Annotated in this window: 20 protein-coding genes and 1 pseudogene; 10 read left to right on the forward strand and 11 right to left on the reverse strand. The window is 39.6% G+C overall.

Annotated elements, in window-relative coordinates; translation table 11 throughout:
* Positions 1 to 276: 276 nt before the first annotated feature.
* The 3 genes from OQE68_RS13595 to OQE68_RS30840 are packed head-to-tail and all read right to left on the reverse strand — an operon-like array spanning position 277 to position 1,159.
* Positions 277 to 654 (reverse strand): type II toxin-antitoxin system VapC family toxin, encoded by a 378-nt coding sequence (locus OQE68_RS13595; RefSeq protein ID WP_180571735.1) that lies wholly within the window; start codon positions 652 to 654, stop codon positions 277 to 279.
* Positions 654 to 893: a type II toxin-antitoxin system Phd/YefM family antitoxin gene (locus tag OQE68_RS13600; RefSeq protein ID WP_180571734.1), complete on the reverse strand. Its 240-nt coding sequence runs from the start codon at positions 891 to 893 to the stop codon at positions 654 to 656. Before OQE68_RS13600 ends, OQE68_RS13595 begins: the two co-directional genes overlap by 1 nt.
* A gap of 56 nt (positions 894 to 949) precedes the next feature.
* Positions 950 to 1,159, reverse strand: coding sequence for a PAAR domain-containing protein (locus OQE68_RS30840; protein ID WP_353618597.1), 210 nt, complete (start codon positions 1,157 to 1,159; stop codon positions 950 to 952).
* Between the two features lie 98 nt (positions 1,160 to 1,257).
* Between OQE68_RS30840 and OQE68_RS13605 the strand changes: the two genes are divergently transcribed.
* Together OQE68_RS13605 and OQE68_RS13610 are read left to right on the forward strand one after the other, a co-directional pair.
* Positions 1,258 to 1,554 carry a transposase gene (locus OQE68_RS13605; RefSeq protein WP_180571350.1) on the forward strand — a complete coding sequence of 99 codons (297 nt, stop codon included), beginning with the start codon at positions 1,258 to 1,260 and terminating at the stop codon, positions 1,552 to 1,554.
* Entirely contained in the window at positions 1,512 to 2,417 is a 906-nt protein-coding gene (locus OQE68_RS13610) for an IS3 family transposase (protein WP_266195864.1), read from the forward strand. The genes OQE68_RS13605 and OQE68_RS13610 overlap by 43 nt, the downstream gene beginning before the upstream one ends.
* 51 nt (positions 2,418 to 2,468) lie before the next feature.
* On the opposite strand, the pseudogene OQE68_RS13615 reads toward OQE68_RS13610, so the two are convergent.
* A pseudogene (locus OQE68_RS13615) lies at positions 2,469 to 2,705 on the reverse strand (IS1 family transposase); the annotation flags it as partial.
* A gap of 332 nt (positions 2,706 to 3,037) precedes the next feature.
* Here OQE68_RS13615 and OQE68_RS13620 point away from each other — a divergent pair.
* From OQE68_RS13620 to OQE68_RS13630, 3 genes are all read left to right on the forward strand, one after another.
* On the forward strand, positions 3,038 to 4,438 hold the full coding sequence (locus tag OQE68_RS13620) for a transposase (RefSeq protein ID WP_266195677.1): 1,401 nt from the start codon (positions 3,038 to 3,040) through the stop codon (positions 4,436 to 4,438).
* A 256-nt stretch (positions 4,439 to 4,694) separates the two neighbouring features.
* On the forward strand, positions 4,695 to 5,384 hold the full coding sequence (locus tag OQE68_RS13625; protein WP_180570005.1) for an outer membrane beta-barrel protein: 690 nt from the start codon (positions 4,695 to 4,697) through the stop codon (positions 5,382 to 5,384).
* Positions 5,385 to 5,974: 590 nt separating this feature from the next.
* Complete coding sequence (locus tag OQE68_RS13630) at positions 5,975 to 6,277, forward strand: hypothetical protein (RefSeq protein ID WP_180570004.1); 303 nt, start codon at positions 5,975 to 5,977, stop codon at positions 6,275 to 6,277.
* 74 nt (positions 6,278 to 6,351) lie between these two features.
* Here the strand turns inward: OQE68_RS13630 and OQE68_RS13635 are convergent, their stop codons facing one another.
* From OQE68_RS13635 to OQE68_RS13650, 4 genes are all read right to left on the reverse strand, one after another.
* Complete coding sequence (locus OQE68_RS13635; protein ID WP_219340130.1) at positions 6,352 to 7,560, reverse strand: CAP domain-containing protein; 1,209 nt, start codon at positions 7,558 to 7,560, stop codon at positions 6,352 to 6,354.
* 226 nt (positions 7,561 to 7,786) lie between these two features.
* Complete coding sequence (locus tag OQE68_RS13640; protein WP_180570003.1) at positions 7,787 to 8,470, reverse strand: hypothetical protein; 684 nt, start codon at positions 8,468 to 8,470, stop codon at positions 7,787 to 7,789.
* 99 nt (positions 8,471 to 8,569) lie between these two features.
* Complete coding sequence (recG, locus tag OQE68_RS13645) at positions 8,570 to 10,654, reverse strand: ATP-dependent DNA helicase RecG (RefSeq protein WP_180570002.1); 2,085 nt, start codon at positions 10,652 to 10,654, stop codon at positions 8,570 to 8,572.
* 40 nt (positions 10,655 to 10,694) lie between these two features.
* Positions 10,695 to 11,606, reverse strand: coding sequence for a hydrogen peroxide-inducible genes activator (locus OQE68_RS13650; protein ID WP_180570001.1), 912 nt, complete (start codon positions 11,604 to 11,606; stop codon positions 10,695 to 10,697).
* A 315-nt stretch (positions 11,607 to 11,921) separates the two neighbouring features.
* On the opposite strand from OQE68_RS13650, the gene OQE68_RS13655 reads away from it, so the two are divergent.
* The 4 genes from OQE68_RS13655 to OQE68_RS13670 all read left to right on the forward strand — a co-directional run bounded on the left by OQE68_RS13655 (position 11,922) and on the right by OQE68_RS13670 (position 15,934).
* A complete protein-coding gene (locus tag OQE68_RS13655) occupies positions 11,922 to 12,770 on the forward strand; it encodes an NAD-dependent epimerase/dehydratase family protein (protein WP_180570000.1) in 849 nt (282 codons plus the stop codon).
* Positions 12,771 to 13,157: 387 nt separating this feature from the next.
* Positions 13,158 to 14,306, forward strand: a complete 1,149-nt coding sequence (locus OQE68_RS13660; RefSeq protein WP_180569999.1) for an RNA ligase RtcB family protein — start codon at positions 13,158 to 13,160, stop codon at positions 14,304 to 14,306.
* On the forward strand, positions 14,306 to 14,935 hold the full coding sequence (prfH, locus tag OQE68_RS13665) for a peptide chain release factor H (protein ID WP_180569998.1): 630 nt from the start codon (positions 14,306 to 14,308) through the stop codon (positions 14,933 to 14,935). The genes OQE68_RS13660 and prfH overlap by 1 nt, the downstream gene beginning before the upstream one ends.
* An 87-nt stretch (positions 14,936 to 15,022) precedes the next feature.
* Complete coding sequence (locus tag OQE68_RS13670; RefSeq protein ID WP_180569997.1) at positions 15,023 to 15,934, forward strand: HlyD family secretion protein; 912 nt, start codon at positions 15,023 to 15,025, stop codon at positions 15,932 to 15,934.
* A 1-nt stretch (position 15,935) separates the two neighbouring features.
* Here OQE68_RS13670 and OQE68_RS13675 read toward each other — a convergent pair whose 3' ends face one another.
* Positions 15,936 to 16,406, reverse strand: coding sequence for a DUF4124 domain-containing protein (locus OQE68_RS13675; protein WP_180569996.1), 471 nt, complete (start codon positions 16,404 to 16,406; stop codon positions 15,936 to 15,938).
* Between the two features lie 180 nt (positions 16,407 to 16,586).
* On the opposite strand from OQE68_RS13675, the gene OQE68_RS13680 reads away from it, so the two are divergent.
* The gene (locus OQE68_RS13680; RefSeq protein WP_180569995.1) at positions 16,587 to 17,330 is read left to right on the forward strand and encodes a substrate-binding periplasmic protein; all 744 of its coding nucleotides are present in this window, start codon (positions 16,587 to 16,589) and stop codon (positions 17,328 to 17,330) included.
* Positions 17,331 to 17,388: 58 nt separating this feature from the next.
* Here the strand turns inward: OQE68_RS13680 and OQE68_RS13685 are convergent, their stop codons facing one another.
* Both OQE68_RS13685 and sbcD read right to left on the reverse strand, forming a co-directional pair.
* Positions 17,389 to 21,063, reverse strand: a complete 3,675-nt coding sequence (locus OQE68_RS13685; RefSeq protein WP_180569994.1) for an AAA family ATPase — start codon at positions 21,061 to 21,063, stop codon at positions 17,389 to 17,391.
* Positions 21,063 to 22,325, reverse strand: a complete 1,263-nt coding sequence (gene sbcD / locus OQE68_RS13690) for an exonuclease subunit SbcD (RefSeq protein WP_180569993.1) — start codon at positions 22,323 to 22,325, stop codon at positions 21,063 to 21,065. Before sbcD ends, OQE68_RS13685 begins: the two co-directional genes overlap by 1 nt.
* Positions 22,326 to 22,528: the final 203 nt, after the last annotated feature.

Raw genomic sequence — 22,528 nt, forward strand, 5'->3', positions numbered from 1 at the left:
AGGAGTACTGTTTGTTGAAAACTATTCTTAATTGATTGTTCGAGTAGAATAAAACGTAGTCGGTATTGCTATGTGAAGAAGGGCTAACAAACAATGAGTGCTTTCCGTACTACTCACTGTGAAACCTGTGTGTTACGAGGATGTATCAATCCGTTTTAAAGACGACATTAGTAGCCTGTTTTTTAAAGGCTAAATTTAAGAATGCGCGATATACATATAAAAGAATAATGTTCAATATTATTACTTCATGTAGGATAAATAATGCAGGACCACAGATTAAATTTTCCAAATAAGCTCGCTGTAATCACTTAACTTATTATCTGCTGTTAGTAACTTCATAGGCTCTGTGATTGCTTGAGCTACTAAAAGCCTGTCGAAAGGGTCTTTATGTATAGGTGGCAGTTGTAGTAGTGCTTCTGTGTGCTCGCCTTTTACCGATAACTCAATAAACCCACTCTCTTTAGCTGCCCACCTTAGCTCTTTTAAATCAGCTTCTAGCTTCCCCTGGCCAATTTTAATAGCTAGCTCCCACCATGAAGCAGCGCTGATGTAGATTTTCGTTTCACTGGACAAAATTTCATTACTAACAGGCTCTATCCGCTTATCGCCAGCAAAGACCCAAAGGGCAATATGGGTATCTAATAAAATGCGCACTATTTGCCCTCAAATTCTGCTAGCACATCATCTTCTAACGGCTCATCGAAGTCTTCAGGAATATGAAGCTTGCCAGCGAGTATACCTATTTTCTTTTTAGGCTTGCTTTCAAAATTAGTGGGAACAATTTTAGCCTGAGCTTTGCCATAAGCACCTATCAGAATGGTTTCCCCTTGTTCAGCACGTGCTACAAGCTGGGATAAGGAGCTTTTGGCTTGATGCATTGATATGACGTCCATAAGTAAACAAGGCCTCCTGTATTGTTAGAGATATAATAAGCTTAGCTAAGACTTAGCTAGAGTGTCAATGCTTGTGGTGAGCGGAGGCTTTGGACCGTAACAACGAAGTCAAACAGCTCGAAGTAAGAATTAAAGAAAGCTGTCTTATCGCCAACTCGGGCAACTGGGAGCTCATCTACAAGAGTGCTTGAGGAACCTTCTACAACTGTATTACCACCCCATAGAGGATAACTATGTTTATCCCCAACCTTTGCCAAATCTGCCACTGCTACATGTTTCCTTAAGTAGTGGTAGTGTAATGTGGCTATAGTTTTCCGGACACACAAACATGGGTAATATTAGGCCCAACTAGAGGTGTGTCCAAATGTCTGAAAAGAAGTCTAAAAACTATACAGCTGAGTTTAAAGAGTCAGCTGTCAAGCTAGCAGTTGAATCAGATCAGCCAGTTGTTCAAACAGCCAGAGAATTAGAAGTCAACGTTAATACCCTATATACCTGGATTGATAAATATCATCACTCTAAGCAGGGTAACAAAACCGCTAAAAACGAAGAACATTTATATGATGAGTTAAAAAGGCTGCGTAAAGAGAATGCACGACTGAAAGAAGAGCGAGCTATATTAAAAAAGGCGGCCGCCTTCTTTGCCAAAGAGCATCACTAAGATTTGAATTTATTCATCAGCACCGGGGGCAATTTAGCATTAAAGCTCTGTGTCGGTGTATGTCAGTATCCCCTAGTGGTTACTATGACTGGCGCTCTCGTCCTGTTTCAAAGCGGGCTCAAAAGGATGAGGTATTGAAGGCAAAAATCAAGAAATCACATGAAGCAAGCCATAGAAACTATGGAACTCGTCGTATTAAGGATGATCTTGCTGATCAAGATGAACAAATCAGTCGTAGACGTATTGGCCGGCTGATGAAAGAAGAGGGTTTATCCTGCAAAACGAAGCGTAAATTTAAAGCAACAACTGACTCTAAACATAATAAGCCTGTAGCTGAGAATCTGCTCAATCGTCAGTTTTCCTGGAGTCAACCAGATCAAGCCTATGTTGGTGATATCACCTATATACCGACACATGAAGGCTGGTTGTATCTGGCTGTGTTTATTGATCTTTGTTCAAGAGCCGTGGTTGGCTGGTCAATGAGTCACAGGATGACAGCTTCATTGGTGACTGATGCCTTACAAATGGCGATAAAAAGCCGTAAACCGGGTGAAGGGCTACTGGTTCATACTGATCGTGGTAGCCAATATGTGTCAGATGATTATCAACGCTTATTGAAAGAAAATAAGTTCATTTGTAGCATGAGTCGTAAGGGCAACTGTTGGGACAATAGCCCTTCAGAAAGTTTTTTTCATACGCTGAAAACAGAGTTAGTTCACCATGAAAATTACCTGTCTCGGGAAGATGCCCAGCAGGATATATTTGAGTATATTGAAGTGTTTTATAATCGTCAGAGAAAACATTCAACTAATGGTTACTTAGCGCCGTTCAAGTACGAGCAAAAACTTGTCGGAGCTGCGTAAAAAAATGTCCGAAAAACTGTTGCCAAATTAGTGACTCAAAACTGTGCCTACTTATATTTGAAGGCCAAACTCATGGCGATTAATAAAAAGACCAATCACAATACCATGCATTTGATTGGTCTTTGAAAAGCAAATGGTTTTTCTGGTAAGGCGTTTAATACGAGCCCTTAACGTTAGGTGTTTTCGCTCTATTTTTTAAGTGTTTCTTTTTCCTATAATATGTTATTCACCTGGAATATGTCAGCTATATGCTCCCCAGTCATCTGTACAAAATACTTTAATTTTAAAGCGTTACTTTCAGTTTTATAATTATGAAAGGCCACATCTGTCACTTAATGGGCAAACACCTGTAGAGGTATATAATGGTGAGCGGCTAAATAAAATAGCAGTATAATATCTAAAAATACAGATTTGCTGTCTCGCTTAAGGGGTCCACATTACTATAACTCGATTCCGAAGTTTTTAATGCTTGACTAGCACGATGAGAGAGATTCAGAAGACTGGACTACAGGTATTGCTCCATTTCTTCGCCTAGCAAAGAACGATCAACACGACACCTGCAGACCAGTGATGGTGTAGTATATCGCGCTTGTATTTCAATAGCGACTTGATGACGACTTGTGTTGATTACCCCTATTCCCGATGTGATAAAGTTTGTTCAAACTCTAAACGACACCTTGACTGTTTCTTTTCAATCTTCTGGATTAAGTCGTATCCAGTGTCGCTGGTTAACTATTATGCTGATGGGAATTGGTGTCACTGGTGTATTTTGCTGGGCTGTTTTTGAGCGGTGTAGCTTAGGAGCATTCAAGCAGGACCAATTACGTTGGATGTTTTACCATAGTAAAATTGCCTGGTCATTGTTGTTGCAAGCCAGTGTCCGACAAGTACTCAATCACTATCATATTACGAGAGGAGTACTCATTTTTGACGATAGTGATAAAGTCCGCTCCAAGAGAACACGACGTATTAAAGGTGTGCATAAAATAAAACATAAAAAATCCGGCGGCTATGTTCAAGGGCAAGAGCTAGTGTTTATGCTACTGGTGACACCTGTAGCTACCTTACCGATTGCTTTTCGCTTTTATACACCTGATCCAGCGTTAAGTGCTTGGCGTCAGAAAAATAAAGCCCTAAAGAGGCTGGGTATTCCTGGAAAAGAAAGACCCAAAAAACCTAAGCCCAACCCAGATTATCCGACCAAACAAGCTTTAGCACTTGAGATGGTTGAAGCATTTTCATTGTCATTTTCTGATATAAAGATTAATGCGGTCATTGCTGATGCACTGTATAGCACAGCAGAATTCATGGATAAGGCTTCCATTGCGACGGGTGGTGCTCAAGTGGTGAGTCAATTACGCTCCAATCAACTAATCCTTTCCCAAGGAAAAAAAGTACGACTTACACATTACTTTGCACGCCAAACAGGCGTCGATACCAAGTTAATTATCCGAGGCCAAAAAACACAGTCAATCACCATGCTGGCGGCTCGGGTTTATGTGAAAGCCCATGGTAAAAAGCGGTTTGTGGTTGCTTTGAAATATGAGGGAGAAAAAAATTATCGATATCTAGTGGCATCCGACATGTCCTGGCGGCATGGTGATATTGCTAGGGTTTATACATTGAGATGGTTAGTTGAGGTTTTCATTGAGGACTGGAAGCAACATGCTGGCTGGAACCGATTGGCCAAACAACAAGGCGAAGAAGGATCAACGCGAGGCGTGATCATGAGCCTGCTGTACGACCATATGTTACTGCTACATCCAGAGCAATCCGTCCGCCTTGAAAATAAGCAGCCCGGGCTTCCTGTTGGCTGTTTGACTGAGCGAATCAAAACAGAAGCCCTAATAAAAACTGTAGAAGCAGTTGTCACGGCTGATGAACCAAAACAGCAACTGAAAGCCTTTACCGCTGCAATAATCAGTGTGCTTCCTGAGCGCCGCTCGAAAAAGCATTTAGCGGGTTTAGATTTGGGCAAACAAGAGCCCACTGACTCATTAAAATACAGAGCGGCTGCATAAATAAATTAGCAGTTATGTCAACCTAAAAAAACTTCGGAATCGAGTATAAAGTTAAACCTTACGAGAAAATACCTTGCTTTCGTCTTCTTAAATATAAATTAATGAAACCCCATACCATACTAACTTCACGGCGAGTAGTACGGAAAATACTCATTGTTTACCTGTCGTACTTCACATAACAATACCGACTATATTTTATTCTGTCTGAATAATTAATCAACAATAGTCGTATCAAGAAGTACTCCTAGGGGGAGATATGAGAAAGTCTGTTTTAGCCATTGCTGTAGTTTCATCCATTGCTGTACCTGCCTTTGCAGAAAATAATTTAAATCCTTTTGAAGACGAGAAAAGCGGTTTTTACTTGGGTCTTGGAGCAGGGGCTGCAGATTACAAGAACTCTTATTCAGATTATGAAGATGATGTAGACGGATACGGCTTTGGAAAATCTGAGTACACATATAGAGACCTGACAGTAAACCTTTTCGCTGGGTATCGTGTAAATAAGTACTTTGGATTAGAAGTAAACTATTCTGACCTTGGCAGGCCCGACGCTGAATGGAAGAGTCCTCGTGGAAGCGAAAAAGAAAAAGTTGAAAATGAAATTAAAGGATACGGTATAAAAGCAGTTGGCTTCTACCCAATAAATAACAGCTTTGAGCTTAAAGCTAGCGTAGGGGTTATGAAATGGAAAGTAGAGGAAGATTACTCTGAAACTAGTACTGTTTTTCCTGAATTCAACGTTAAATCATCAGAGTCTAAGAAAGGCTCTAGCCTAACAGTTGGTCTTGGTGCTAACTATAACCTAACTGATAACATTGCTTTTGGTCTTCAGTGGGAGCGTATCAATGACGTTGGTGAGAAGTATGATGAAAATAAAAATGATACGCTAAGGTTTGGCGAAACTGATATTGATTTATACACTTTATCAGCTCAATACAAGTTCTAATTCAAGTCTTGTATAAACATTAAGGGCGCTAAACAAAGCGCTCTTTTTGTATATATCAATAAATGCTTATCTCACAAGTTCACACAGCAGTTTCTTACCTCTATTTTCTGTAAGCTCGCATTAAGCACCCTCAAACTAAAGCCAGAGCCGTAGATACCATATGTCATGTCTCCCTGTGCGTGGCCTAAGAGAGCCTTTAGGTGCTCATTAGGAATGTCTGACTCAACTGCTAAATCCCTGAAGGTATGACGGAAGCTGTGGAAGATTTTAGCGGGACCAAAGCCAAATCGGGTAAACCACTGAGTAATGCTCTTGCCGTATTTCCCGCTCACTTTATTTAATTGGAATAGCGGCTGTCCTTGTCTTGTAGCTAAATAGCCGAGAAAGCCAAGGCTAAGGACCTCTAATCATGATGCGTATAAAACGCCTACAGTGGAGTTGGAAAGTAAAGATATTCATGAGGCTGGTTTGGTGAATATTCTATTTATATTTGGTGGTGAAAAACGCTGTGTTCATGAATTGCTTGCTGGAACCAAAGTTGTTAAAAACTAATAGTATCAAATTTTTAAATATTAATATGGATAGTAGTAATGGGTGGTTTTTTTTCATTTGGCGCGGTTTTTATTGCATTGTTGGCATTTCTTCCATTTATTGTTGGCTTATTTTTAATGGGACGAACCAATAAGATGACCAACTACCTTGCTGTACTAGGCATTTTTTATGCAGTTACTTCAATGCAATCCATTGTGCACTTTTTAATACCTTCAAATATCCAACGAATGATTTATTCAAATGGGTATGGTGTTTTTTTAATGTTAGGAATATTTTATTGTATCGCATTGGGTCTGAGTATTGTTTGGTTCAAAAAGAGAAGAGAGAGCAAAGCTGCTTAAATGTATGTAAGAATCTAGTAAACCTTTGCCTGTTGATTTATCAACAGGCAGCCTTTTAATTATCCAAGCTTTTATTATTGATCAAACTTAGCGGTTAAAGTTAAACCCGTATATGAGCTATAAGCCATAACACTAATATAGTACATGCCTGTCTTGGGGGCATTGACTGTACAGCTTTCGTTGTTGCCGTATAGATAGGGTCTACAGTCATAATCAGATGAAGTGGGGCGTTTGGCAAATTTCATATATAAATCTGCATCACCACTGCCTCCTTTAATTGTGACTGATAAGTTTTGTGCATTATTGGGTACAGTCAATTTATAATGCAACCATTGTCCTCTTGATCCTGAAAGGTTGGTTTTAGGCTTACCATTGGTTAAATCGCCATCGTCCCCTGGATCTGGATTATCTTTACAAGATTGTGTTTCCTGTTTTCTACCGAAGTTTTGGGTCCATAAATGTTTGTAGCGATTAGATGAGCTATAACCGTAACCCACCCCGATATCACAAAATTGGTTGCTTAGTATTGCTGCTCTGTGTCCTGAGCTGTTCATCCATAGCTCCATTGCTTGCTCTGCTGTTGAAGCGCCTGCTGCTATATTTTCTCCTGCTCGACTGTATTGGTAGCCTTGGGCTTTAATTCTATCGAAAGGGGATCTTCCATCGCGGCTGGTATGGCTGAAATAATTATTTTGTGCCATATCTTCAGAGTGAAGCCGTGATGATCTTGCTAATTTAGTATCATAATTGTAGGAATAGAGATTGCTGGTTGAGCGCTCTGAATTAACGATTTCAAAGACCCGTTGTTCTTTGGTTTCGTCGATTTGATTTGACCAGTTTTCAGTAAAACTGGGTTCTATTACTTCACGTAGAAGCTGTTGGCCATTAAGGTAACGGATAAAAAAAGTTCTTCCAAAAACTTTAACTTTCCCTGAAATACTTGTGGCAGAAATAGCAAGAATGACAGAGCTGTTTGCGATACCTTCAACAGAGCCTACCCATAAATCACTGAGCAATATATCATTAATTATTTTTCTCCGATTAGCAGTAATTGACATATTATCAAAAAGCATAATTTTTATTTGCGTTAAATTTTCTACGTCTGAAGCTAGAAAATCCGTACTTATTATAATTAATTTTTCTTGAATGATATTAGGGTTTGGGTTTTGAAAGATATGATTATAGTTTCCATTTTGTTCTTGGATAAGATCGACTGCCTGGGCATTAATGGATGGTGAAACTAACACTAGAAATGGTGTTAAAAGGTGACGCAATATTTTCATATATCCTCCATGATATAAGAAAGCGTTTTACAGTTAAAAAATCACGGTAAAACTAGCTACATGATATTCAGCTTGCTAGCTTGGGGTGATAGGCTGGTAACTATTTATCTTCCTGAAGAAATTATAGGCAGAATTAATTGTTTATAAGCTATAGGCGGGTGATGTGGTTCACGCTGTTATTGTAACAATATGCGATATTAAAAGCATTTTTGTAGTTAAGTGTTATTTACCTTTCCCCTAGCGATATAGAAGACATTACCTGGCCAAAATATTGCTTTGCCTTTGGGTTTAACTTCACTATAAAGAGTCTGTCTGTAAATTGTTTGTGAGCAACCATAATTTTTACCCCTTCTGTGTCACTAAAACCAGCTATAACAGTCCAGCTCTCTCTTTTATATTTTCTAAACTCTGTGTCCTTGGCAGGTTGATCTTTTATGCCATACATAACCACTGCTGCGGCATAGTCTACTGGTAGTTGCTTTGGTAGTTCACTAATGGAGGTATCGAATACATACTCAAAAGCACTGGTTGTGCCTTCCATTTTTTCAGTTACATAGAATGAAAAGGCTGAGCCATCTTCCAGTAATGCTGCTAGTCCAGAGTCGGAATCAAAAGAGCGAACCGCTTTATCTGGTGGTGGTAAGATAAATGTAAACAATAGGTTCCCATAAATCAGCCCTTTCGCTTCAACGGGGGCAGGCCACTCTGTGGGCTTGGCTATCTTCTGACACTTTGCGATATCTCTACACAATAGGTCTGGTATTGTTTGATCGGGTGCTGGGGCTATTTGTTCTGCCCAGATTGAGCTTGCTAGAGAAGCAAAAACAAAACTTAATAATAGCTTTGTTAGTTTGGTTGGCTTGCTGCTTTTGTATGCATCTCTTGTACATGCATCGTTTGTTGTAGTCATTCTTGGTTACATGGCTTCGGCTTATTTTGCTGTTTTATACTATCAAAGGTGTTTAAGGGGGGTAAGGGCCTGTGTAACAAACAGATAATGACAGGCTATTTAAACATTAGCGTATTGTTCATTCTGTCCTAACCAGCGGGTAACTAGTGGCTCGACAGCTTCTGGATGAGTGGAAATAAGTTGCTCAGCGGTATTTTTTACCAGCGGTAGCAGGTGGGCATCTTGTTCAAGACTTGCTATTTTAAATTGCATCAGTCCCGTTTGACGGGTGCCTAATACTTCCCCTGGGCCTCGTAATTCCAAGTCTTTTTCGGCAATAGCAAAGCCGTCATTGGTTTCGCGCATTATTTCCAAGCGGGCTCGGCCGTGCTTTGACAAAGGTCGATGATAGAGTAATACACAATAACTGTCGGTTGATCCCCGGCCTACTCGGCCGCGCAATTGGTGGAGCTGAGCCAGACCAAGCCGCTCGGGGTTTTCAATAATCATTAAGCTGGCATTGGGTACATCAACACCCACTTCAATCACAGTGGTTGCTACCAATAAATTTAAGTTATTGGTTTTAAATTCGGCCATAATGGCGGCTTTTTCGCTGGCTTTCATCCGGCCGTGGATAAGGCCAATGCTAAGGTCTGGTAATTCTGCGCGTAATTGCTCGGCAGTGGCTTCAGCAGCCTGGCACTGTAGTGCTTCAGACTCTTCAATTAACGTGCACACCCAATAAGCCTGACGGCCGTTTTGGCAGGCATACTGTACCCGTTGGATAACATGAGGACGACGAGAGTCTTCGATAGCTACCGTAGTCACAGGTGTTCGCCCTGGAGGCAGTTCATCAATAACAGAGCAGTCTAAATCAGCATAGGCACACATAGCTAAGGTGCGGGGGATAGGGGTAGCGGTCATAATAAGCTGGTGTGGCTTAGTCTGGCCATTTTCGCCTTTACTCATTAATGACAAGCGTTGATGGACACCAAACCGATGTTGTTCATCCACTATCACTAAGGCTAGCTGCTTAAATTGTACATCATCTTGAAAAATGGCATGAGTACCCACCACTATATGGGCTTCACCTGAAGCAATACTCGTCAGTTGCTCAGTGCGTTTTTTTCCTTTCAACTTGCCGGCTAACCAGGACACTTTCAAGCCTAAAGGCGTTAGCCAAGTAGTGAAGTTATTCAGGTGTTGTTCCGCTAAAATTTCTGTTGGCGCCATAACCGCAGCTTGATAACCATTGGCCACGGCTTTTAAGGCGGCCATTACTGCAACCATGGTTTTACCTGAGCCTACGTCACCTTGTACCAGTCGTAACATGGGCGCTGGTTTTGCTAAATCGGCATTAATTTCGTTAACCACTCGTTGTTGGGCACCTGTTAGCTTAAAGGGAAGGTTATTGCTCAACATTTGTTGTAGGTCTTTCCCTGTAGACAGTGGGTAGCCTGGTATTTTCTGGGCTTTTTGACGTAACCGTAGCAAACTAAGCTGATGGGCTAGCAGCTCTTCGTATTTTAACCTTTGTTGAGCAGGGTGCTTTCCTTCAGTGATAAGGTGCTGAGGTGTTTCTGGAGGTGGTTGATGAAGCAACATAATTGCATCAACCAGTGAGGCAATTTTAAATTTACGATGAATATTATTGGGTAATAACTCCGTTAATCCATGTTGGTTGCTCAACATATCTAAAGCCAGAGAGCAAAGACCTCGAATACGTTTTTGGCCTAAACCTTCAGTGGTTGGATAAATAGGGGTTAAGTACTCTTCAACAGGTAACGGCTGATCACCATTCAGCAGTTGATATTCTGGGTGATAAAGTTCATAGCCACTACTGCCATGGCGAACTTCACCAAAGCAACGAATGTCTGAGCCTGTTGTTAAATTATTTTTTTGACTGGCAGTGAAGTGGAAAAAGCGCAATGTTAAAATGCCAGAGCTATCTTGAACTTGGCACATCAAACTTTTACGTTTGCCAAAAGCTATTTGTGTTTTTTGAATTGTGCCCTGGATAACGACTTCGTGACCAAACTGTAGTGCTCCTATTGGTGTAATTTTTGTGCGGTCCTGATAACGCAAAGGCAAGTGAAATAGTAAATCTTGAATTGTATAAATGTTTAGCTTGGCCAGCTTTTCAGCCAAGCTTGCACCCACACCTTTGAGTTGTGTAATGGGGACTTGATGTAAGTCATTTGCCATTATAAACCAGTCGCAAAACAGTTAGTTGGTTACAAAGCAGCTAGTCGCTTACAGAACACAGCCGTAAAGCATCAGCTAATACATCAATTGCCTTAGGCCTGGGAAAACTGACCCGCCAAGCTAACGCTACAGTTCGATATGGGGGTGGAGATTTAAAGGGACGGGTGGCTAGCATCCCTTTGGCATAGTGGCCATCATGCACTGCAGAGTCAGGTAACACAGTAATACCCATTCCTGAAGCAACCATATGACGAATTGTTTCGAGAGAGCTGGCTTCAACACTGGTTTGAGTTTTAGTGGCTTTATCTGCTGTTTGAGCTAATGCAGGGCATAGCTCCAGCACTTGGTCGCGGAAACAATGCCCTTCACTTAATAGCAATAAGTCCGTTTCAGCCAAGTGCTCCGGATTAACGACTTTAAGCCGGGTATAGCGGTGGTTCGCGGGCATTAAGACTGTAAATGGCTCGTCGTATAATGGTTTGGTAACAACATCAGGCTCGGTGAAAGGGAGTGAAATGATAATGGCGTCTAATTCCCCTTTACGTAGCTTTTGTCTTAATACCGCAGTAAAGTTTTCTTCAATATACAGTGGCATTTCAGGTGCTACTTTATGCAGCTGAGGCACTAAATGAGGGAATAAATAAGGACCAATGGTAAATATGGCGCCTACCCGTAGAGGGCTGCTGAGCTGGTTCTTGCCGGCAGAAGAGATATGCTTGATGGTGGTGGCCTCTTCAAGCACTTTTTGGGCTTGCTCCACTATCTTTTGTCCTAGAGGGGTTACATGCACGGCATTTTTGGTGCGTTCAAAAATGGCGACACCCAGTTCATCTTCCAGCTTTTTAACGCCTACGCTTAAGGTGGGCTGGCTAACAAAACATCGCTCAGCTGCACGGCCAAAGTGCTGCTCCTGAGCAAGCGTAACAATATATTTAAGTTCAGTCAGAGTCATGACAGGCTACTTTTAGTTTTTGGTGTGCGCTATTTGTTTAGCTTATTTAGCGCTATTTGCTTGTTTAAGCTATCTAATACTTACTAACATATCGTATATGTCAACTTAACACAGTATGGTATTTTGCGTAATTGTATACTGTATATATAGTCAGTACTATGCTATTTTCCCTAAGCAAAAACTACAACTGCTTTTGTGAAGTTCGTTAATGTTTAGTTTGTCGGTCGTAGCATGGCTTAAGTACCGATTATCATACTATTAAAAAAATCAATCAGTTTTCTATTTATAGTAGACATTTTTTAGAAGAATCATGCAATGGAAGATCAAAAAAGTTGCCTAATTGTTGGTTGTGGAGATATAGGTACGCGTCTATCTAAGTTGATGTTTTCAAAAGGGTTTAATGTCTGGGGTGTAAGAAGAAACCCTGATTTATTACCAAGTGAGATAAAACCTGTTGCTTCAGATATTACAATTGAAAGAACCTTTTCAGACTGGCCAACCTGTGACTACGTGGTTTATTGTGTGGCAGCTAGTGAACGTTCAGATGAAGGGTATCGTCAAGCCTATGTGAAAGGCCTTAGCAATTTACTTGGCTGGCTCGAGAGAACGAAACAAAATACTCGCCGTTTGCTGTATGTTTCAAGTAGTCGCGTATATCACCAGCAGCATGATGAGTGGGTCACCGAAACCAGTGAAACATTACCTACAGGCATAGGGTTGCGCTTGTTAGAAGCAGAACAGTTGCTGGAGAAAAGTGATATCCCTACCACAGCCGTGCGCTTTTCTGGTATTTATGGTCCAGGCAGAGAGTATTTGTTTAAGCAAGTACGGGCAGGGTATGGCGTTGTTGGCGCAAATGATCCATATACTAATCGAATTCATCAAGATGATTGTGCAGGTATTTTGGCTTATTTAATTGAGCAAGATAACCTGGGGGTGCAATTGGCCTCGTGTTATAACGGGGTAGATAATCATCCAGCGCGATTAAGTGAGGTCGTCAGTTGGTTAGCTACTCAGCTAAATACAAAGCCGACCTTGCCACTAAGCCGAGCATCTACTAGTAGCAAACGATGCAGTAATCAGCGACTGATAGAGCTAGGGTACCAGTTTAAATACCCAGATTACCAAGCGGGTTACCAAGAAATAATAAACAAACATAGATGAAAAGCTTTTGGCTAAGGTGGTTCTTTCTTAGTTGATTTTCAACATTAGATCGCTTAAAGTTCGCTCAAATTTTTAGCCGCCTGTTATTTAGCGAAGTGAATTTTAGGCGAAACCCAATTTAACTATGATATATCTAATATGGATGGTTTTTAGGTGAAGATGACAAAACCTAGAAATTATTTGTGAAGAGTATAAATAAAATAAACGGAGGTAAAAATGCTGTATTACATAACTAATCAACAACAAAATACTGGGCAAGGCAACAAGGTGGCTTGGTAGTTAGGTATTATTTTCGATTATATTCCCTACCTAGTAGAAGTTTCCTATCTATCTCTTCCTTCCTTGGTTGCCCTGTCTTATTAATCGTTATTAATATGGACAAAAGTAATGGGCACGTTTAACGCCATTAAACAAATTGAAAAAAATATTGAGCTAATTGCTTCTGACAAAACCTGGATTGAAGGAAAAGCAATTGAGCAATTAAAATTTTCAGCCAAATTGCCAGATATGCTGAAAGTAGCAGGTATGCCTGATCTACACCCTGGAAAAAGCTATCCCATAGGTGCTGCGTTTTTAAGTAAAAACACCTTATATCCCTACCTAGTGGGTAGCGACATAGGATGTGGCATGGGACTATGGCAAACTGATAAACCGATCAACAAGGTCAAAATATCTCGCTGGATAGACAAACTCTCAATTTTGGATGATCCGCTTGATCTAGATTGGTTAGACGAGATTGAGCAAACCAAACAACAGTTTGGTGTTATCAGCAGAGACTTTGACCAAGCATTAGGCAGTATTGGTGGAGGCAATCATTTTGCTGAGTTGCAAATAGTTGACACTATTTTTGATCAAACCCTGGCTGAGGCTATTCATTTATCAAAAAAACATGTACAGCTGTTAGTGCATAGTGGGTCTCGTGGCTACGGACATGAAATTCTAAACCAACATATTGCGCAGTTTAATTCTGCAGGTATTGTAGCGGACTCTGATGCAGGAGTTGCGTATTTAAACAAACATGACGATGCAGTTCGCTGGGCTTGCGCTAATCGAGCACTAATTGCCAGCCAGATAATGGCTACACTAAATATAGATGCTGAGTCGTTGCTGGATGTTACCCATAATCTGGTGTCTAAACAGAATGGGATAGGCTGGTTACATCGTAAAGGAGCAACACCTAGCGACCAAGGTGTTGTTGCAATACCGGGTTCCAGAGGAGCACATACTTATCTAGTAAAACCAATTAAAAGTGCTACTGGATTATTTTCATTAGCCCATGGAGCAGGAAGAAAATGGCAGCGTTCTGAAGCTAAAGCGCGGTTATCTAATAAATATCGGGTACAAGACTTACAGAAAACGTCATTGGGCAGTCATGTGGTTTGTAAAAATAAGGCGCTGCTTTATGAAGAGGCCCCACAGGCTTATAAGTCGATAGATCAAGTTATTCAAGACTTAAAAGACGCAGGACTGATTGAGCTGATTGCCAGCCTTAAACCCATTCTCACCTACAAAACCTCGAAGAGTGGGGGATGTTGATGTTTTGGTTACAATTAAGCGCTGGACGTGGACCAGTGGAGTGCACTCGTGCTGTTACTCTATCTGCGCGCTACCTAGAAGAGGAAGCAAAGCAGTTTGATATTGAACTGAACGAGGTTGAAAGAATAGCGGCCAATGATAAAGGCTGTTGTTATTCGGTGCTTTATACAGTAACAGGGGCTGAGGCAGAAGTATTTGCTCAACGTTGGCAGGGTTCTTTATTGTGGCAGAGTGAAAGTCAGTTTCGACGTGGGCATAAGCGTAAAAACTGGTTTTTTTCTGGCCGCTATTGGCCTGTAAAAGATTTTTCGATCCCAAGGGAGCAAGTCAAAATCACCACTTGCCGCTCTCAAGGGGCAGGTGGACAGCATGTTAATACCACTGACTCAGCGGTGCAGGTTACTCATATACCCACAGGTATACAGTGTATTGTGCAAAGCCAACGGAGCCAGCATAGTAATAAGAAACTTGCTTTACTTAGATTGCAAGAAAAGCTAAATGAGTTAGAGCAAATGGCTATAGCGGCTGAAAGTGTTAAACGCTGGCAGCAACACACGCAATTAGAGCGTGGTAATCCTAAGCGGATATTTAAAGGGCAAGAGTTTATACCCTTGTTGAATGACTTTTAGGGTTTAGGTGTATAAGAGGTGAATGACGAGTAGATGAAATCCACTTCTGTTCTTTAAGTAAGAGGGCATTAAGGATACATAAAGAGTATGAAAGAGTTTTATTATCTAAAACCTTGGCAATATTCATCTGCTGTCATACTCTTTATTGTCTTTGCCGGTATTATCAGTTGGTTTATATATATTCATGTATATCCTGGAATTGCTATTGCTAAGAGTGAGTTGAAACTACCTATTATTAATTTAACCAGCGTCATATCTGGCAAAATAAAGCGAGTCAGAGTTCAGGGGGGAGCCATTGTCAAACAAGGACAATTACTTCTGGAGTTAAGTAAAACGCCAATTAAAAACCAAATAACCAAAGTTGAGGACCGTTTAGCTTTGTTAGGGAAGCAAAACAGTAAGTCAGTGAGTAACTGTCCCCCAGTTGAGTCAAAAAAAAATAAAGCACTCGAATTAGCTCAACTTGGTTGTCAGTTAGCAAAAGAAATGGAAACTATTAACCAAGAAGCAGTCTCTCATTTGCAGCAGCAAATAATGGTCTTGAAACAACAGTTAGCTTATACAATGATAAAAGCGCCTGTTTCTGGAAAAATTTTGCAAATAAAGGTGAAAAAAAATCAGCGAATTAAACCTGATACAGTTTTGTTAGAAATGATGAATGCAACAGGTGCTGAAATGTTGATTTTTCTTGAAAAAGAACAAGCAAATTTAGCTGAGCTTAACTCTGAGGCAAGGATTACGTTGTTCAATTTAGATGATATCATTATCCCTGCAACAATAACCTTCATTTCTCCAACTGCAAAAAAAGATCATATTGTTATTGAAGGGACTGCACAGAGTAATGATTTGTTTTATCCGTTAAGGCTAAAGATTACTGGAGATTATTTAGCTAACCACTTGGATAAGCTAGAGCCTGTTATGGAGGGCAAAGCTTATATTAAGCTTAATCCTAAGGCAGACTGGCCAAAAGCCTTGCATAAGACAATGGTGAAGCAGTAGATTACTTTTTTCGGTAGTATAAGTTGTCAAATCGTTGCTGACTAAAGCCTGACATTCTTTTTTTGCCAACCAAAATAAGTGGTACACCGCCGCCGCCCAGTTTATTAAAATCATCACGGCCTTTTTGGCTTTTTTCAATATCATACTCTTTAAATGGAATATCTTTTGACTGGAAATAATTGCGTGCAACTTTGCAGTAACCGCACCACTCAGCACTATACATTACAACCCCTTTATTACGTTTTCTGCTAGTACTAACGGAAGAAGGCCCTAAAGGTTTTAATTCAACATTTTGGTAAGTGTTGGTTTGATTGACATTAACAGTGTTTACTTGCTTGTGTTGAGGCTTCTTGTCGCTGAAGTGAGCTTTGCCATTTTGATCTACCCATCGATAAATTTCAGCACTGGCGATGTTGGCCAACAAAACGGTGATAAACAGAAGTACAGTGTTAAAAGCTGTTGTCCTTAGCATCGGTTGGCTACTCCTACATCTTCTTGAGTCAGGATAAAACTGAAAATAAAGGATATGAATTGTACATAATTCATGCATTTATTGCAAAGGTGTTCCCTTATCTCTTGCATAGTAAATATTTGGAAGCACAATAGCTGAAGCTATAATTAAGCTTAGTTTGTTTGTAGGTTATATAACCAAATGATAGTAAAATGCTTAAGCTTGATGATTGTTGCTGCTAGCATGTTACAGCTTAGCGCTAATGAGTTATTAGTGGTGACAGAAAATTGGCCTCCATATAATTATCGCGAAAAAGGCCAAGTTGTTGGAGCCTCAACAGAAATAGTTAAAAAAGTATTAGGAAAAGCAAACTATAAATATAGCATTCACTTATATCCTTGGGCTCGATCATACCAAATTGCTCTATACAAACCTAATGTAATCATTTATACCATTTTACGTACTCCGGAAAGAGAATCCCTATTTCAGTGGATAGGGCCATTATTTTCAGGTAAGCAATTTTATTTATATAAGCTAAGTAGTCGTAAAGACATTACTCTTGCTACTATAGATGATGCAAAAAAATATCTTATTGGTGTTATGCGTGGCGATGTTAGTCATCAGTTTTTAAGTTCAGAAGGGTTTGAAGAAAATAAAGCGCTGAGAATTTCTGTTTCAGAGGAAGAAAATATTAAGAAGCTATATGCACTAAAAGTAGACTTGATTTCTGGAAATAATATTTCTTTGCCAATTAGGCTGAAAAAGCTAGGCTACAAATTTGAAGATGTTGAATCAGCTATAATGACTTTTAAGTACAACTATTACATGGCTGTTAGTAATAATACTTCTGATGAGGTCTATAGTAATTTAAATAATGCATTTGAAGATATTTACGATGATAACCTTAAAAATAAAATTATAAAAAAGTATAATATTTCTCCTTGAACTAGATCATTGGGGTATTGATGAGGCTAGGGGCAAAGCTTGCGCTTACATAGTGTTTTTATACAGAAAACTTCTTATCTAACCGACTATAACCCAAACCATTAGTCTTTTTTACTTGAATTTGAGTGGGAATTCTTTCTTTTAGTGCTTCAACATGAGAAATGATTCCTACCATCTTACCGCTGGCGTTGAGTGCATCTAAGGCATCAAGAGCTGTATCTAATGTTTCTGCATCAAGGGTGCCGAATCCTTCATCTAAAAATAAAGAGTCAATTGATGTTTTATGACTTACCAAGTCAGAGAGAGCTAAGGCTAAAGCAAGGCTAATTAAAAAGCTCTCTCCGCCTGATAAGGTTCTGGTATCTCTTTCTACATCTGCTTGCCAGGTGTCAACTACTACTAATTCTAGCTCTTCAGTAAGTTTACGCTTAAGTTGGTAGCGGCCATGTAGTCTTTGTATATGTTGATTAGCCAGATATACTAAGTGGTCTAATGTAACACCTTGGGCAAAACGACGAAACTTGTCGCCTTTGGCTGATCCGATCAGGCTGTCTAACTTTACCCAGGTATCAGTAATAGACTGTTGTTGCTGAATTTCTGCTAATAATGATTGCTGCTTTTGCTGTGCTGCTTCATCTGCTTTTAGGGTAGCTTTCAGTTCAGCCATGTCTTCTTGTGTTTGTTTTTGTTGTTTAACAAGTTCGGTTAGTTGGTTATTGATTTCAGAAATTGTTAGTTCTGTGAGTTGCTTTCCCTGCAAATCACTTAGTGTTTGTTCTGCTCCTTGCAATAATCCCTGATTACGTTGCTGCTCATTATCAAGTTTTTGCTTTAACTTTTTTAGCTGCTCATATTCTGCTGTTGACAAGATCGCCTGCTCAAATGATTCCTGACTAGAAAAAGGACTGTCAGTTAAAGCTTGTTGCCATTGCTGGGTGAGTTTTTGTAGTTGTTTGGTTAATAGTTGCTTGTTTTGTTGTAGTGTAGTTGCTTGTCCTTTAAGCTGGTTGTGATTTTGGTTCTGGTGGTTCAGCTGGTCCTTAGCTTGTTGCAATTGCTGCTCTTGAACACTTAATTGCTCTTTTAATTGACGGCGCTCAGTATCAATTTTTTTATCACCAAAAAGTGCATAACGTTCTGACTGGCGTATTATTAATTGATCATTAACGGCACTTAATGACGTAGTTAGGTTTTCTATTAAGCTGAATGTTTGTTTGGTATCTTTTTCTAAACTATTAATGGCTAACTTATTATCAGCTAATGTCTGTAGTAGTTCATTATGCTGTTGTTGAGTTTGTTGGTATGTTTTACTTAATAAACCTTGTTTGCTGAGCCAGTCATGTTGATTAACTAAATTGGGCAGAGAGTCATTAAAAATGGCTAACTCTTGGTTAAGAGCTGCTTCTAATTCGGACAGCTGTTGTTGGGTGTTTAGTAGCTCTTTTGTTTCAGTCTGGTGTTGCCCCTGTAGATTTTCTACCGCTTGATTTAGCAGCTTTAAATCACTTTCATGCTGTAATTGCTTGGACTCAAGTTTTTGTATTTGCTGTTGTAGATCTGCGAGTTGCTTCTCGATTGCTTTAAACTGTTTCCACTGGCTGGTTAGTTGCTCATATTGTGTTTTACTTGTTTGTAAAAATTTGGTTATAGCTGAATCATTATCGATAGCTATTCGAATGTCTAATGTATTAACGATATTAGTCCACTCATTTGTACACTGTTTGACTTTGTTTACTAAAGCATCAATTTCCTGTTGGTTATACTTTTGTTGTTGAGTAATAGTAATGACTTCATCATTGATGCTTTGCAAGTATTGCTCTAATTCAGCTAACTCTTCACGTTTTATTAAGAGTTGCTGCTCTGTTTTAGAGGGGTCTACTTGCTGATATTCAGCTATTGCTGGATGTTCTTCTGAACCACATAAAGGACAAGGGTCATCTTTTTGTAACTTTGCCCGATGTGCTGATAGGCTTTGAATATTAAGCTCTAAACTTAGGTTTTTCTCAATAGTGGTTATATGCTCTTGTGTTACTTTTTTTATTTGGTTTTTTTCTAACCGTTTGCTATTGAGCGCTGAAAGCTTTTGTTCAGTATTGCTTTTGTTATTTGTTAGACTTTCTTGGTTGATAATATATTCACGGTAATGTCTGGCTAGCTTTTCAAGCTCATTGAGTAATGGATGCTGCTCTATTACTTGATGATAATTTTTTTCCAGAGTTTCATTATCGTGTACACCCAAAATTTGCTTAACTTGGTCAGATAATGCTTGCTGTTGGCTTTGTTGTTCCTGTAATAATAGTCTGGATTCATTAATAGCAATTTTAGCTTCATCGATTTGACTATTTTTCTCTTCAGTTAATTTTTTGGTGTATGCTACTTGATTAGTGTGTTCTTTCTCTTGTTGGTAAAGATTATGACGTTGCTTGAATTGTTCTTTCCATAATGGGAGTTTTTCTGCTAAGTATTTGTATTGCGAATGTGCGTCTAGATAGTTTTTTGCGCTAATATAGTTTGATTCAGTCTCTGCTTGTTGGTTACTAGCTTTTTTAAGAGCGTCTTGTTGTGTCATTAGCTGCTGTTTTAGACTCTGTAAATCACTTTCAGATTTTTTCTGCTGACTGGTAAGCTCTGCTATTTTATAGTCTAGAGGAGTCACCTGATCAGCTATTTTTTCCAGGCTGCTTTGCTCTATTTGGTGTTGCTGATAAAGGTCTGCTAGTGACTTTACTTGTTGTTCAGCTTGTTTAATTGAGTCTTGAACTGTTGTTTGTTCTCTAAGACACCTATCTAAGTCCTGCTGATTATTACTAAATCGTTGATTGATATCTAACCAAGACTTGTAGATTGGTTTGATTTCTAAGGCAAGCTGGTGTGATTCTAGCTTTTTAATATCAACGGCTGCTTGGATTATAGTCTTTTGGTGTTGGTCAATCTTATCTTTAATTTGTTGGATTTTAGCTTCAGACTCAGATATTTGCTCTAACCATTGTTTTAGCGAGTTATATTTTTTTAGATCAATTTCTAATTGATCTATAGTTTTTGCTAGGGTTTCCTGTTTTGTTGTTAGTTGGTTTTTTGTTTCAGTATCAAGCAGTTTGGTAACGTTTGCTTTATCATATAATAACGATAAAGTATTTTTTTCTTGTTGGCTGTGTTCATATACACGCTGAGATATTTGCCCATAAATCTCAGTACCTGTAAGTTCCTCTAACAGTTCGGCTCGTTCATTGGGTTTAGCATTTAAAAAAGCAGCAAATCCTCCTTGGGCTAATAAAATTGACTTCGTAAAGCGACTAAAATCTAAACCAGTGACAGTCTCTATTTGTTTTCGGGTTTCTGCTAACTTGTCAGCAATAATCACACCGCTTGTAGAACCGTTCAATTTAGCAAGTTCCGCAACAGGTGGTTGTAATTTACCATCAGTTTTGCCTCTGGCGCGACGTTGTTGCCAGCAAGCACGGTAACGGTTGTTTTTTACTTCAAACTCGACTTCAGCTGAGCACTCTGCTGTGTGTCGGCTCATTAAGTCATTGCTGGCAACAGACACTTTTAATCGTGGGGTTTCGTGGTATAAGGCTAAACAGATGGCGTCTAGTAATGTTGTTTTTCCTGCGCCTGTTGGGCCTGTAATAGCAAACAGCCCATTGTTAGCAAAGTCTGGCTCAGTAAAGTCGATAAGCCACTCACCTTTAAGGGAATTAATATTTTTTAACCGTAAGCTTAAGATTTTCATTATAGAGAAGCTTTTTCCTTACAACTTATGCTTGTTGTCGATTGCGTTTCGTCTTCTTTTATCTCACTTAGTATGGTTTTGAAATGCAGTGTTAACTGATTTTTTAGTGAGTCATTCATAGTTTCTTGGGCTAACCGCCGTTGAAATACGTCGATAGGAGATAAATCAGTTAGGGTTTCTTTAGCCTCTCGTTCAATAGTTTGTTGTTGGCTGCGGGCTCGCTTTAACTTCAATATTTCAAAAGGTGTGTCCGCGATCAGCTGTTGAAGTCGAGACTGCAAATCAGATAAGTAATCGTCTTCCTGAATAATGATTTCTAACCAAGTGGATTGCCCTGGTGTTGATTCTAGTTGACCAAGCTGTTGTTCTATATCAGCTAAATTACCTTTAACGGTAGCCATTGATTGAAAGCGAGGGACTTCAATACTTTCGACAGAAGCCAAGCCATTACTTGTCAGCTCAGCACACAACACTTGTTTAGCGTCATCTACTTCATCAAAGCTCAGTGGAATAGGAGAGCCTGAATAGCGAATATGATCTACCCCCGACACTTGCTGACTACTATGAAGATGGCCCAAGGCAATATAGTCAGCTGGAGGAAAGTGTCGTGCAGGAAAGGCTGACAAACTGCCTATATAGATATCACGTACTGACTCTGAAGATTGACTCCCTACTGTAGCCAAATGACCTGTCATAATTATGGGGAGAGGCTGTGCTTGATTGCTGTTTTTGGCTTTTTGTTGTGCAATATCAAAGAGCTGTTGATAATGATCAGCGATGGCTTGCTCTAAAGTCTGCTGTTTTTCTGTTTGGGTTTGTCCTGCTTGGCTGTTTAATACATCTCTTGGTCGAATGTAAGGTACTGCGCAGATAATGGCTATAGGTTGACTGTTACTGTCCTTAATTGTAAGTACTTGTTCTTCAAGGTTGTCTGATATACCACCAATGACGGTAATATTTAAACAAGATAGAATGCGGCGAGATTCATGTAACACAGCGACCGAGTCATGATTACCTCCTACAATCAATACTTGTTGGCAGTGAGTATTTTGAATGCCTACCATCAAATTATTGTATAATTTTCGCGCATAACTGGGCGGCGTGCCTGTATCAAAAATGTCACCGGCTACTACTAATATGTCTATTTTTTGCTCATTAATTGTAGTGAGCAACCACTCTAAAAACGCCTGGTGCTCTGCCTCTCGGCTTTTATTCATGAAGTGTTGGCCTAAGTGCCAATCTGATGTGTGGAGTAGACGCATGTTAAAGGCCTAAGTATCCGCTGGCATGTGTTTTTCAACTGATGATAATATTTAGACAGTACTAATATGTCTAGAAAGAATGAAATATAAAGTTTGCTTAGTAATCTGTTTTTGTGATCAATCATCCATTTAAAACAACTGTTATAAAGTAGAATTAAAATAAAAATATAGGCTGTGGATATCAATAATAAGTAACCAGCTTT

This window comes from Spartinivicinus marinus (assembly GCF_026309355.1).
Lineage (GTDB): Bacteria > Pseudomonadota > Gammaproteobacteria > Pseudomonadales > Zooshikellaceae > Spartinivicinus > Spartinivicinus marinus.